This is a genomic window from Pseudonocardia sp. ICBG162 (genome assembly GCF_020496225.1).
GTDB lineage: Bacteria > Actinomycetota > Actinomycetes > Mycobacteriales > Pseudonocardiaceae > Pseudonocardia > Pseudonocardia alni.
In genome coordinates this window covers 857,277-869,129 of the sequence record NZ_JAHLJD010000017.1, presented here as the reverse complement: position 1 = coordinate 869,129, position 11,853 = coordinate 857,277, and the positions used below count along the sequence as shown (strand labels likewise).

The 11,853-nt window shown below is 75.0% G+C and carries 10 protein-coding genes and 1 pseudogene; 6 read left to right on the top strand and 5 right to left on the bottom strand.

The window, feature by feature from the left end:
- The gene (locus tag KPL60_RS18245) at positions 1 to 1,323 is read left to right on the top strand and encodes an MFS transporter (RefSeq protein WP_226366574.1); all 1,323 of its coding nucleotides are present in this window, start codon (positions 1 to 3) and stop codon (positions 1,321 to 1,323) included.
- 47 nt (positions 1,324 to 1,370) lie between these two features.
- Here the strand turns inward: KPL60_RS18245 and KPL60_RS18240 are convergent, their stop codons facing one another.
- Together KPL60_RS18240 and KPL60_RS18235 are read right to left on the bottom strand one after the other, a co-directional pair.
- Positions 1,371 to 2,381 (bottom strand): phosphotransferase family protein, encoded by a 1,011-nt coding sequence (locus KPL60_RS18240; protein ID WP_226366573.1) that lies wholly within the window; start codon positions 2,379 to 2,381, stop codon positions 1,371 to 1,373.
- A complete protein-coding gene (locus tag KPL60_RS18235) occupies positions 2,378 to 3,559 on the bottom strand; it encodes an acyl-CoA dehydrogenase family protein (RefSeq protein WP_226350357.1) in 1,182 nt (393 codons plus the stop codon). The genes KPL60_RS18240 and KPL60_RS18235 overlap by 4 nt, the downstream gene beginning before the upstream one ends.
- 106 nt (positions 3,560 to 3,665) lie before the next feature.
- Between KPL60_RS18235 and KPL60_RS18230 the strand changes: the two genes are divergently transcribed.
- Entirely contained in the window at positions 3,666 to 4,250 is a 585-nt protein-coding gene (locus KPL60_RS18230) for a TetR/AcrR family transcriptional regulator (protein WP_226350358.1), read from the top strand.
- Here KPL60_RS18230 and KPL60_RS18225 read toward each other — a convergent pair.
- Both KPL60_RS18225 and KPL60_RS18220 read right to left on the bottom strand, forming a co-directional pair.
- Positions 4,237 to 5,423, bottom strand: a pseudogene (locus tag KPL60_RS18225) (enoyl-CoA hydratase-related protein). The gene KPL60_RS18230 and the pseudogene KPL60_RS18225 overlap by 14 nt on opposite strands.
- Before the next feature lie 17 nt (positions 5,424 to 5,440).
- Positions 5,441 to 6,232: an enoyl-CoA hydratase/isomerase family protein gene (locus KPL60_RS18220; protein ID WP_226350360.1), complete on the bottom strand. Its 792-nt coding sequence runs from the start codon at positions 6,230 to 6,232 to the stop codon at positions 5,441 to 5,443.
- A gap of 90 nt (positions 6,233 to 6,322) precedes the next feature.
- Here KPL60_RS18220 and KPL60_RS18215 point away from each other — a divergent pair, with 90 nt between their 5' ends.
- The 3 genes from KPL60_RS18215 to KPL60_RS18205 are packed head-to-tail and all read left to right on the top strand — an operon-like array spanning position 6,323 to position 9,906.
- The gene (locus tag KPL60_RS18215; RefSeq protein WP_226366572.1) at positions 6,323 to 7,567 is read left to right on the top strand and encodes an NAD(P)/FAD-dependent oxidoreductase; all 1,245 of its coding nucleotides are present in this window, start codon (positions 6,323 to 6,325) and stop codon (positions 7,565 to 7,567) included.
- Between the two features lie 21 nt (positions 7,568 to 7,588).
- On the top strand, positions 7,589 to 8,740 hold the full coding sequence (locus tag KPL60_RS18210) for an acetyl-CoA C-acetyltransferase (RefSeq protein ID WP_226350362.1): 1,152 nt from the start codon (positions 7,589 to 7,591) through the stop codon (positions 8,738 to 8,740).
- The gene (locus KPL60_RS18205; RefSeq protein WP_226366571.1) at positions 8,740 to 9,906 is read left to right on the top strand and encodes a thiolase family protein; all 1,167 of its coding nucleotides are present in this window, start codon (positions 8,740 to 8,742) and stop codon (positions 9,904 to 9,906) included. The genes KPL60_RS18210 and KPL60_RS18205 overlap by 1 nt, the downstream gene beginning before the upstream one ends.
- Positions 9,907 to 9,932: 26 nt before the next feature.
- Here KPL60_RS18205 and KPL60_RS18200 read toward each other — a convergent pair whose 3' ends face one another.
- On the bottom strand, positions 9,933 to 10,730 hold the full coding sequence (locus KPL60_RS18200; RefSeq protein ID WP_226366570.1) for an enoyl-CoA hydratase/isomerase family protein: 798 nt from the start codon (positions 10,728 to 10,730) through the stop codon (positions 9,933 to 9,935).
- A 46-nt stretch (positions 10,731 to 10,776) separates the two neighbouring features.
- On the opposite strand from KPL60_RS18200, the gene KPL60_RS18195 reads away from it, so the two are divergent.
- Positions 10,777 to 11,814 (top strand): MBL fold metallo-hydrolase, encoded by a 1,038-nt coding sequence (locus tag KPL60_RS18195; protein ID WP_226366569.1) that lies wholly within the window; start codon positions 10,777 to 10,779, stop codon positions 11,812 to 11,814.
- Positions 11,815 to 11,853 lie beyond the last annotated feature (39 nt).

Genomic DNA, 11,853 nt, shown 5'->3' with positions numbered 1-11,853 from the left:
ATGACCCCGACCGCAGGCAGCGTCGCCGGCAAGGACGACCCGAAGAAGGTCTCCGTCGCCTCGATGATCGGCACCGCCGTCGAGAGCTACGACTTCTTCATCTACGGCACCGCGGCGGCCGCCTACTTCGGCACCGTCTTCTTCCACACCGACAACGCCCTGATCGGCGTCCTGGCCTCGTTCGCCACGCTGGCGATCGGCTTCGTCTTCCGCCCCCTGGGCGGCTACCTCGCCGGGCACTACGGCGACCGCCTCGGACGCAAGCGCGTCCTGATGTGGTCGCTCATCGTGATGGGCGTCGCCACCGTCCTGGTCGGTGTCCTGCCCACCTACGCCCAGGTCGGTGTGCTGGCCCCGATCCTGCTCGTCGTGCTCCGCATCGCCCAGGGCATCGGCTTCGGGGCCGAGTGGAGCGGGGCGGTGCTCATGGCCGTCGAGCACGCCCCGGAACGACGGCGCGGCTTCTTCGGCGCGGTGCCCCAGATCGGCATCCCGGCCGGTCTGCTGCTGGCCAACGGCGCCTTCCTGCTCTCCGAGCAGATGTTCACCGGCGACTGGGTGTGGCGCGCGCCGTTCCTGGCCTCCGCGGTGATGGTCGGCGTCGGCATGTTCATCCGGATGCGGGTCGCCGAGTCGCCCGAGTTCGACGCGATGAAGGCCTCGGGCGAGATCCGCAAGACCCCCGCCCTCGACGTCCTCCGCAACGACTGGCGGATCGTCCTGCGCATCGTCGGCCTGCGTCTGGCCGAGACCGGCGGCTACTACATCACCACCAGCTTCATGCTGTCCTACGTCGTGCTGGCCTCGCTGACCGACCGGACCACCGTGCTCATCGGCACCCTGGTCGGGTCCGCGCTCGGGCTGGTCAGCCACCTGGCCTTCGGGGCGCTGTCGGACCGGATCGGGCGCAAGCCGGTGTTCCTGTTCGGGTCGGTGTTCACGATCCTGTTCGGTGTCCCGATGTTCCTGCTGGTCAACACCGGTGCCGCGATCGCCGTCGTCGTCGCGGTGGCACTCGGGCTGCTCTTCAGCCACGACCCGATCTTCGCGGTCGAGGCGTCCTGGTTCTCCGAGCAGTTCCCGCGCGACGTGCGGTCCTCGGGCATCTCGCTGGGCTACAACGCGGCCGCGGTCGTCGCCGGTCTGCTGCCCTTCGTCGCCACCGCGCTCTACGGGCTCCTCGGCTGGTACGGCCCGGCGGGTCTGTTCGTGCTGCTCGGGATCATCTCGACCTGGGCGAGCCGGTTCGCCGCGGAGACCGCACCCGCCCGCGTCGGGCCGTCGGCCCCGGCCACGGCCGGAGCGCCGGCGCAGGTCCGCTGACGGCCGGGCCGGGCCGTGCCACGCAGGCCGGCCCGGCCCGCCGTCGCTCAACCGCGGGCGGCGACGACCCCGGCCGCGGCCAGCGGTGCGGTCGCCTCGCCCACGGTCGCGAACCCGTCGCCGCGGGTGTCGCCGCGCAGGTGCCGGGCGTGGATGCCCTCGGCGATGACGGCGACCTTGAGGTAGGCCAGGCCGCGGTGGAACGCCCAGTCCCGCGGCTCGCGCCCGGACGACGCGGCGTAGTGCTCCACCAGCTCGTCGGCACCCGGCATGCGGGGGCTGGTGGAGGCCGCGGCCCCGGCCAGGACCGGGGCGAACACGGGGTCGCCGTAGACGACGTGCAGGGCCAGGTCGGCCAGCGGGTCGCCGAGGGTGGCCATCTCCCAGTCGACCAGTGCGCGCACCACGGTGGGGTCGTCGCGGTCGAGGATGGCGTTGTCGATGCGGAAGTCCCCGTGCACGACGGCGTGGTCGCTCTCGGCCGGGCAGGTCGCGTCGAGCAGGCCGTGCAGGGTGTCGACGTCGGGCAGCTCGCGGGTGGCGACGCGCTGCCACTGGCCGTACCAGCGTTCGACCTGGCGGCGCAGGTATCCGGCGGGGCGGCCGAGCTCGGCCAGGGGGCCGGTGGTGACGTCGACGGCGTGCAGCGCGGCGAGGGTGTCGACCAGGGAGAACGCGGTCGCCCGCACGGTCGGGTCGTCGAGGGCGGCGAGGTCGTCCTCGCTGCGCACCACGATCCCGTCGACGAACCCGGTGAGCGCGAACGGCACCCCGAGTACCGCGTCGTCGGCCAGCGCGACCGCCGGTGCGACCGGGACCCCGCTGCCCGCGAGGGCGGCGACGACCCGGTACTCGCGGCCCATGTCGTGCGCCGAGGGGGTCAGTGTTCCGAGCGGGGGGCGGCGCAGGATCCAGACGTGCTCGCCGTCGGTGACCCGGTAGGTCAGGTTCGACCGCCCACCCGAGACCAGCTCCGCGGTGACCCCGCCCCGGTAGCCGTCGACGTGCTCGGCCAGGAAGGCGTCCAGCGCGGCCAGGTCCAGGCCGTCGGGGCTCATCGGGTGGCCCGCGCGACGGCGCGGCGGGCGATCGACCAGCGGTGGGTCTCCGAGGGGCCGTCGTAGATGCGGAACGGGCGCACCTCGCGCAGGAACCGGCCCAGCAGGACGTCCCCGGAGACGCCGCGGCCGCCGTTGAGCTGCAGGGCCCGGTCGACGACCCGCCAGACGGCCTCCGCGGTGAACGTCTTCGCGATCGAGACCTCCATCCCGGCGGGGCGGCCCTGGTCGAGCTCCCAGCAGGCGCGCAGGATCAGCCCGCGCGCGGCGGCGATGTCGATCTCGTTGTCGGCGATCATCGCCTGCGCCATCCCGAGGTCGGCCAGCCGTGACCCGAACACCTGCCGCTCCGCCGCCCAGGCCACGGCGATGTCCTGCGCACGGCGCGCGATGCCCAGCCAGCGCATGCAGTGGGTCAGCCGGGCCGGGCCGAGGCGGACCTGGGCGTAGCGGTAGCCCTCGTCGACCTCGCCGAGCACAGCGTCGTCGGTGATGCGGCAGTCGGAGAACTCGACCTCCAGGTGCCCGCCGTAGAGCGACTCGTCCAGCGTCGGGATGTGGCGGCCGATCGTCATGCCGGGGTTGCCGGCGTCGACCAGGAACATCGTCGCGCCGCCGCGGTCACCGGGGGAGCCGGTGGTGCGGGCCATGACGATCGCGAACGCGGCTCCGTCGGCGCCGGTGATGAACCACTTGCGGCCGTCGATGCGCCAGCCGCCGTCGATCCGGGTGGCCGTGGTGGACAGCGCGTCGGGGTCGGACCCGGCGCCGGGGGAGGGCTCGGTCATCGCGAAGCACGAGCGCACGTCCCCGGCGGCGAGCGGGGCGAGGTAGCGGACCTTCTGGTCCTCGGAGGCGATCCGCTCGAGCAGGTGGATGTTGCCCTCGTCGGGGGCGGCGATGTTCAGCGCGATCGGGCCGAGCAGCGAGTAGCCGGCCTCCTCGAACACCGCGGCGCGGCCGCACATGTCCAGGCCGTGCCCGCCGAACTCGGGGGCGGCGTGCGGGGCGAACACCCCCGCGGCGCGGGCGGCGTCCTGCAGCCGGACCCGCTCCCCGTCCGACGGCAGGACGCCGCCGTGGGCCTCCTCGACCGGGACCACCACCTCCCGGACGAAGCGTGCCGTCCGCTCCGCGAGGTCCTGTACGTGCGCGTCCTGGGCGAGGTCGACCGCCATGTCTCCTCCATCGGCTAATGGGTGTTAGCCATCTTGTAGCAGCATCGCACCATGCGAGGACAGCGTCGGGAGCCACATCTCACACCACGGCTATAGACTGCTAGCCGTGCGGAGCGATCAGATCCGGTCGGCGGCGCTGGCGGAGTTCGCCCGCCGCGGCTACGAGGCGACGACGATGGCCGACATCGGTGCCGCCGTCGGCATCCGCGGGCCGAGCCTCTACAAGCACGTCCGCTCCAAGCAGGAGCTGCTCGCCTCGGTCATCGACGCCACCATGGACGCGCTGATCCGCGAGCACGACGCCGCGGTGGCCGGGATCGACGACCCGGTCGAACGGCTGCGCCGCGCCGTCGAGGCGCACGTGCGCTACCACGCCCGGCACCGCGTGGAGGCCTTCGTCGGCAACCGGGAGCTGCGCAGCCTGACCGAGCCGCACCGGTCGGAGATCCTCGGCAGGCGCGCCGACTACGAGCAGCGCTTCCGGCGGCTGATCGCCGAGGGCGCCGACGCCGGGGTGTTCTCGGTCGCGTCGCCGCAGCTCGCGTCGTACGCGATCCTCGACCAGGGGATGGGCGTCGCGGTGTGGTTCCGCGACGACGCGGGCCCGGGGGAGAACGAGGTCGCCTGGCAGCTCGCGGACTTCGCGCTGCGCCTCGTCGGGGCCGGGCCCGCCGCGCTCAGGCCCCGGTGAACCGGGGCCGCCGGCGCTCGGCCAGCGCCCGCGCGCCCTCCAGGAGGTCGCTGCCGCGCCCGGCCTCGACGACCGAGTCCTGCTCGTCGGCCAGGTGCGTGTGCAGGTCGGTGTCGCCGCTCTGCCGCAGCAGCCGCCGCACCGCGCCGAACGCCCGCGTCGGCCCCGCCGCGACCGACGCCGCGTAGTCGCGTGCCGCCGCGTCGACCTCGCCGTCGGGGACGACCGTCGTCACCAGGCCCCAGTCCAGCGCCTCGGCCGCGGTGAGCCGGCGCCCGGTCACGAACATCTCCTGCGCCCGGCGCAGGCCCACCAGCCGGGGCAGGAACCAGGACACCCGGCGTCGGAGGTCAGCCCGATGCCGCCGTAGGCGGTGGTGAACACCGCCTCCTGCGCGGCGACGACGACGTCCGCGGCGCACACCAGGCCGAGCCCCACCCCGGCGGCGGCGCCGTGCACCGCGGCGACGACCGGGGCGTCCATCGTGGACAACCGCTCGACGGCGGGGTGGTAGAGGTCGGTGAGGTCGCGCAGCAGCGCGGGCAGCTCCTCGGGCGGGCAGCCGGTGAACAGCCCGATGTCGCCGCCGACGCTGAAGACCTTCTCCCCGCCGGTCAGCAGGACCGCGCGCACCGTCGTGTCCCGGGCGAGCGCGTCGACGGCCCGGGCGAGCTCGGCGCCCATCGTCGCGTCGACGGCGTTGTGCTTCTCGGGCCGGTCCAGCCGCACGGTCGCGACGCCGTCGGCGACCCGCACGTCGAGGGTCGTGTACGGCGGCGCCGCCGCGGCCCACCGCGCGGTGTCGGTGAGCTGTTCGAGCCGGGTGAGCCTGCCGTCGGCGACGGTGACGACGTGGGTGAACGCCGCGTCCAGCGCGCCGCCGCCGCGACGCCCGCGCCCCCGGTAGCGCCCGCTCACCAGCATCCGGCCGTCGGCGGTCGGGGTGAACCGCTCCGGCTCGGCGCGGGCGGCGAAGTTCCGGGCGATACCGCCCCAGCCGTCGCGGCGCATCGCCTCGGCGCCGCGGTGCTCACCGCCGACGCCGCCGGGCATGCCGTCGGCGAGCACGCCGACGAAGTCGGGGTGCAGGATCGCGTCGAGGGTCTCCCGGTCGCCCTCGGCCAGCGCCGGGTAGAGGCGGCGGACCACGGTCTCGTCGTCGGTCGTGCCCATCGTGTCCTCTCCTGCGGTCATCGGCCGTCGAACTCCGGGGCGCGGCGCTCGGCGAACGCGGTGATGCCCTCCCGGACGTCGGCGCGGCCGGCGCCGGCCCTCATCAGCTCGTACTCGGCCATCAGCTGGTCCGCGTGCGTGCGGTCGCCGCTGTCGCGCAGCAGCTGCTTGATCCCGCCGTAGGCCCAGGTCGGCCCGGCGGCGAACTCCCGGGCGAGCGCCCAGCCGGTGTCCTCGAGCTCGGCGCCGGGCACCACCCGTGAGGCCAGCCCGCACTCCAGGGCCTCGGCGGCGCCGACCGGCGTCGAGCGCAGCATCAGGTCCTGCGCGCGGCGCAGGCCCACCAGCCGCGGCAGGTACCAGGAGCTGCCGCCGTCCCCGGTCATGCCGAGCCGGGTGAAGCCGGTCGCCAGCTTGGCGTCGTCGGCGAGGACCACGACGTCGGCGCCCCACAGCAGGCCCAGCCCGCCGCCGCCGACCCCGCCGCGGGCGGCGGCGACGACGGGCACCGGCAGCGCGGACAGCCTGCGCAGGGCCGACCGGTGCCAGGTGCTGATCATCGAGTCCAGGTGCTCGGGCAGCGCGTCGAGGTTGCTGCGGAAGAACCGCAGGTCACCGCCCACGCAGAAGGCCGGGCCGTCGGCGGTCAGCAGCACGCACCGCACGGTGTCGTCGGTCTCCGCGGTGCGGATCGCGGCGTCGAGCGCCTCGACCATGGCCGGATCGATCGCGTTCCCCGCGTCCGGGCGGGTCATCCTGATCTCGGCCACCCCCTCGGTGACCCGGTAGGTGGCTCGGTCTGCGTGCATCGCGTCCTCCCGAACGGCGTCCCCGGCGTTGACGTCGAATCTCGCATAAGTTTATTCTCGATTCAAATCTGGTCGACGAAAGGTGCTGCGATGCCGCCGCGTTCCGGTCCCCGTCTGGTGGTCGTCGGGGCGTCCCTCGCCGGTCTGCGGGCCGTCGAGGCCGCCCGCGACGCCGGCCACACCGGCCCGGTGACGCTGGTCGGCGCCGAGCCGCACCTGCCCTACGACCGGCCGCCGCTGTCGAAGGCCTTCCTCGAGGACGGGGAGGCCCCCGACGTCCGCTTCCGCGAGGAGGAGCACCTGCGCTCCGACCTCGGCGTGGACCTGGAGCTGGGTGCGCCCGCGACCGGGCTCGACGCCGACGCCCGCGAGGTCGTCGTCGGCGACCGACGGATCGGCTACGACGCCCTGGTGGTCGCCACCGGTGCGCGGGCCCGCAGGCTGCCCGGCGACCTCGCCGGGCTGCACACCCTGCGCACCCTCGACGACGCCGCCGCCGTGCGGGCCGCGCTCGACGCGGGGGCCCGCACCGTCGTCGTCGGCGCGGGGTTCATCGGCTCCGAGGTCGCCTCCGGGGCCCGCAGGCGGGGTCTGTCCGCCACCATCGTCGAGGCGCTGCCCACCCCGCTGGTGCGTGCCGTCGGTGAGCAGATGGGCGCGGCGCTGTCCCGGCTGCACGAGGCACACGGCACCGACCTGCGCTGCGGCGTCGGCGTCGACGCCGTGGAGGGGACCGACCGGGTCACCGGTGTCCGGCTGAGCGACGGCACCGTGCTGCCCGCGGACCTCGTCGTCGCCGGGATCGGGGCCACCCCGGACACGGAGTGGCTGGAGGGCTCGGGCGTCGGGCTGCAGGACGGCGTCCTCGCCGACGAGACGCTCGCGACCGCGCTGCCCGGGGTGTACGCCGCGGGCGACGTCGTCCGCTGGCGCAACCCGCTGTTCGCCGACCTGCCGACCGGTGGCCTGATGCGCATCGAGCACTGGACCAGCGCCGCGGAGCAGGGCGCCCGCGCCGCGCGGAACGCGCTCGACCCGGCCGCGGCGACGCCCTACGAGACGGTGCCCTACTTCTGGTCGGACTGGTACTCCAGCCGCATCCAGTTCGTCGGGGTCGCCGCCGCCGACGAGATCCGGGTCGTCTCCGGCTCGGTGGAGGAGGGCCGCTTCGTGGCCCTGTACCGCACCGGGGACCGGCTGACCGGCGCGCTGACGCTCGACCGTCGCGCCGACGTCATGAAGTACCGCGTCCGCATCGGACGCCGCACGAGCTGGGCGGACGCACTCGCGTTCGCCGAGGAGCGCAACGCCGCGGCCGTCGCGGCGGGCCACTGATCGACGCAGGAAGAGGAACTCATGGGCGAGGCCTACATCGTCGACGCCGTCCGGGCCCCGGTGGGCCGGCGCAAGGGCGGCCTGGCCGCGGTGCACCCCGCGGACCTCGGCGCGCACCCGATCCGGGCGCTGGTGGAGCGCACCGGCGTCGACCCGGCCGCGATCGACGACGTCGTCTACGGCTGCCTGGACACCATCGGCGCCCAGGCCGGGGACATCGCGCGCACCGCGGCCCTGGTCGCCGGGCTGCCCGAGTCCGTGCCCGGCACCACCGTCGACCGGCAGTGCGGGTCCAGCCAGCAGGCGGTCTCCTTCGCCGCGCAGGCGGTCATGGCGGGCACCCAGGACCTCGTCGTCGCCGGTGGCGTGCAGGTCATGTCCCAGTACCCGATCCTGTCCTCGTTCACCGCGGGCGAGCCGTTCGGGGCGACCGACCCGTGGACGGGCAGCGTCGGCTGGGAGGCCCGCTACGGCAACCAGGAGATCAGCCAGTTCCGCAGCGCGGAGATGATCGCCGAGAAGTGGAACCTCTCCCGCGAGGACATGGAGGTCTTCGCGCTGGAGAGCCACCGCCGCGCGCTCACCGCGATCGAGGAGGGCCGGTTCGACCGCGAGATCGTGCCCTTCGGCGAGGTCGTCCGGGACGAGGGCCCGCGGGCCGACACCTCCCTGGAGAAGCTCGCCGCCCTGAAGACCCTGACCGACGGCGGCCGGCTCACCGCCGGGGTGTCCAGCCAGGTCTCGGACGGCACGGCGGCGCTGCTCATCGCCTCGGAGTCGGCGGTGCGCGACCACGGGCTGACCCCGCGGGCGCGGATCCACCACGTGTCGGTGCGCGGCTCGGACCCGGTGTGGATGCTGACCGCGCCCATCCCGGCCACCGAGTACGCGCTCAAGCGCACCGGCCTGACGATCGACGACATCGACACCGTCGAGATCAACGAGGCGTTCGCCTCGGTCGTGCAGGCCTGGCTGATCGAGACCGGCGCCGACCCGGCCAAGGTCAACCCCAACGGCGGGGCGATCGCCCTGGGCCACCCGCTCGGCGCGACCGGCGCCCGGCTGATGACCACGATGCTGCACGAGCTCGAGCGCACCGGGGGCCGCTACGGCCTGCAGACCATGTGCGAGGGCGGCGGCCAGGCCAACGTCACGATCATCGAGCGGCTCTGATGGGCACCGCCGTCGTCGTCGAGGCCGTCCGGACCCCGGTCGGCAAGGGGAAGGCCGGGGGAGGGCTGTCCGGGGTGCACCCGGCCGACCTGCTCGCCGGCCAGCTCGTCGCGCTGGTCGAGCGGGCGGGCATCGACCCCGCGCTGGTCGAGGACGTGATCGTCGGCTGCGCCCAGCAGGTGGGGGAGCAGGCCGGCAACATCGGGCGCAACGCGGTGCTCGGGGCCGGGTTCCCGGAGAGCGTGCCGAGCACCACCCTTAACCGGCAGTGCGGGTCCAGCCAGCAGGCCGCGGCGTTCGCCGCGCAGGCGGTCATGGCCGGCGTGCACGACGTCGTGATCGCGGCCGGGGTGGAGTCGATGAGCGCGGTGCCGATCGGCAGCGCGCGCGCCGGCGCCGGGGCCCGGCACGCGGCCCGCTACCCGGACGGCCTGGTCAACCAGGGCATCTCGGCCGAGCTCGTGGCCCAGCGCTGGAAGCTCGACCGCGACGAGCTCGACGCCTACTCCGCCGAGTCGCACCGCCGGGCCGCGGCGACCTGGGCCGAGGGCGGCTTCGACGCCGAGGTCGTCGCGGTCCCGGAGGCACCGGACCTGGTCACCGACGAGACCGTCCGCGGCACGACGACCGCCGAGGGCCTCGCCGGGCTGCGGCCGTCGTTCCGGACCGACGGGGCGGTCGCCCGCTTCCCGGACGTCGACTGGAAGATCACCCCGGGCAACTCCTCGCCGCTGACCGACGGTGCGTCCGCGGTGCTGGTCATGAGCGAGCGCCGCGCCGTGGAGCTGGGCCTGCGCCCGCGCGCCCGGTTCCACGCGTTCTCCGTGGTCGGCGACGACCCGCTGATGATGCTGACCGGGCCGATCCCGGCCACGCACGCGGTGCTGGCCCGCAGCGGCCTGGGCATCGGCGACATCGACGCCTACGAGGTCAACGAGGCGTTCGCGCCGGTCCCGCTGGCCTGGGCCCGCGAGTTCGGCGCGGACCCGGCCCGGCTCAACCCGCGCGGCGGGGCGATCGCGCTGGGCCACGCGCTCGGCTCGTCGGGGACCCGGCTGCTGGTGACGATGCTGCACCACCTGGAGGCCACCGGCGGCCGCTACGGCCTGCAGACGATGTGCGAGGCCGGTGGCATGGCCAACGCGACGATCATCGAGCGGCTCTGAGGGGACGGCGGGCCGTCCCCCGCGGGTCAGCACCCGCGGAAGACGGCCCGCCGCTTCTCGACGAACGCGGCTCGGCCCTCGGCGTAGTCGTGGGTCGTGGCGTGGCGCTGCTGCAGCGTCGCCTCCAGCTCCAGCTGGTCGGCGAGGCGTCGCTGGGCCGCGGCGCCGAGCGCCTGCTTGGTGCTCGCCAGCGCGACCGTCGGCGCCTGCGCGAGCCGCTGCGCGAGGGTCTCCGCCTCCTCGGCGAGGCGCCCGACGGGGTGCACGGCGTTGACCAGGCCCCACCGGAGCGCGGTCTCGGCGGGCAGCCGGTCGCCCAGCATGCACAGCTCGGCGGCCCGGGTCAGCCCGATCCGCTCGGCCAGGAACGCGGTCGTCCCACCGTCGGGCATCACCCCGATCCGGACGAAGGCGAGCAGCAGGTAGGCGTCGTCGGCGGCGACGAGCAGGTCGCAGGACAGGGCGAGGGACACCCCGAGCCCGGCGCAGGCGCCCTGGACCGCGGCGACGAACGGCTTCGGCGCGGCCCGGATCCCGGTGACGATCGGGTTGTAGATCTCGCGCAGCCGGCTCGACAGGTCCGGGTCGCCCTCCGGGGTCAGGTCGCGGGCGTTCTTCACGTCGGCGCCCGCGCAGAACGCGCGGCCCGCACCGGTGACGAGCACCGCCCGCACCGTGTCGTCCGCCGACGCGCGGCGGACCGCGTCCAGCAGCTCGGAGCCCATCTGCGGGGTCCAGGCGTTCAGGGCGTCCGGCCGGTGCAGCTCGATCCGGGCGAGCCCGTCGCCGGTCGTGTACCGCAGGTCCTCGTAGCGCGGGGTCACCCCCGCAACCTACATTGAACTCAGATTCGAAAACAGAGGAGACCGTGTGACCGTGGAGCTCGCCGAGCAGACGCAGGACTGGACCGAGCCGGGGGCGCACCCCGTGCTGCCGGGGGTGCACCGCATCCCGCTGCCGTTGCCCACCGACGGCCTGCGCGCGGTCAACGTGTACGTGATCGAGGGCGCCGACGGCCCGACGCTGGTCGACTCCGGCTGGGCCGGTACCGACGGCGACGCCCTCACCCGCGGGCTGCGCGCGCTCGGGTACGGCCCGGCCGACGTCGCGCAGGTGGTGGTCACCCACGCCCACCACGACCACTACACCCAGGCGCTGACGCTGCGGGCGGAGCACGGGACCCGGGTCCTGCTGGGGCGCGGGGAGGAGCCGACGGTCACCGCGCAGACCCACCCCCTCGACCACCCGGCCCCGCAGTCCCCGCTGGTGGCCCGGGCCGGCGCAGCGGACCTCGCACGCGAGTACGCCGCGCTGGTGGCGGCGATCGAGCAGTCCGACACGACCCCGTGGGGTCCGCCGGACGTCTGGCTCGACGACGGCGGGACCGTCCCGACCGGGCGGGGGGACCTGGAGGTGCGGGCCACCCCGGGGCACACTCGCGGACACGTCGTGCTGCGCGACACCGCACGGGGCGCGCTGTTCGCCGGCGACCACGTGCTCCCGCACATCACGCCCTCGATCGGCTACGAGCGCGCCCCCGAGCCCACCCCGCTGCGCAGCTACCTGGACTCGCTGCGGCTGGTCCGGGACCTGCCCGACGCCCTGCTGCTGCCCGCACACGGGCCGGTGACCCGCAGCGTGCACACCCGGGTCGACGAGCTGCTGGCCCACCACGAGCAGCGCCTGGCCGCCGCGGCCGACCGGGTCCGCGCCGGGGACGACACGGCCTGGGCGGTCGCCGCGGCGCTGCCGTGGACCCGGCGCGCGCAGCACGTGTCGCAGCTGGCGACCGAGCACGCGGCGCTGGCGGTGCTGGAGATCGCGGCCCACCTCGACGTGCTCGTCCTGGCGGGGGAGCTCGTCGCGGCCGACGGTGCCGACGGCGTCCGCCGCTACGCCACCACCTGAGACGCCCGACGCGCCGCCACCCGGGCACGGGCGACGGCG

What these genes read in the sequence shown, in the direction of transcription:
- KPL60_RS18245 (WP_226366574.1), top strand. Translation starts at nt 1, where the DNA reads ATGACCCCGACCGCAGGCAGCGTCGCCGGCAAGGACGACCCGAAGAAG.
- KPL60_RS18240 (WP_226366573.1), bottom strand. Translation starts at nt 2,381, where the DNA reads ATGAGCCCCGACGGCCTGGACCTGGCCGCGCTGGACGCCTTCCTGGCC.
- KPL60_RS18235 (WP_226350357.1), bottom strand. Translation starts at nt 3,559, where the DNA reads ATGGCGGTCGACCTCGCCCAGGACGCGCACGTACAGGACCTCGCGGAG.
- KPL60_RS18220 (WP_226350360.1), bottom strand. Translation starts at nt 6,232, where the DNA reads ATGCACGCAGACCGAGCCACCTACCGGGTCACCGAGGGGGTGGCCGAG.
- KPL60_RS18215 (WP_226366572.1), top strand. Translation starts at nt 6,323, where the DNA reads ATGCCGCCGCGTTCCGGTCCCCGTCTGGTGGTCGTCGGGGCGTCCCTC.
- KPL60_RS18210 (WP_226350362.1), top strand. Translation starts at nt 7,589, where the DNA reads ATGGGCGAGGCCTACATCGTCGACGCCGTCCGGGCCCCGGTGGGCCGG.
- KPL60_RS18205 (WP_226366571.1), top strand. Translation starts at nt 8,740, where the DNA reads ATGGGCACCGCCGTCGTCGTCGAGGCCGTCCGGACCCCGGTCGGCAAG.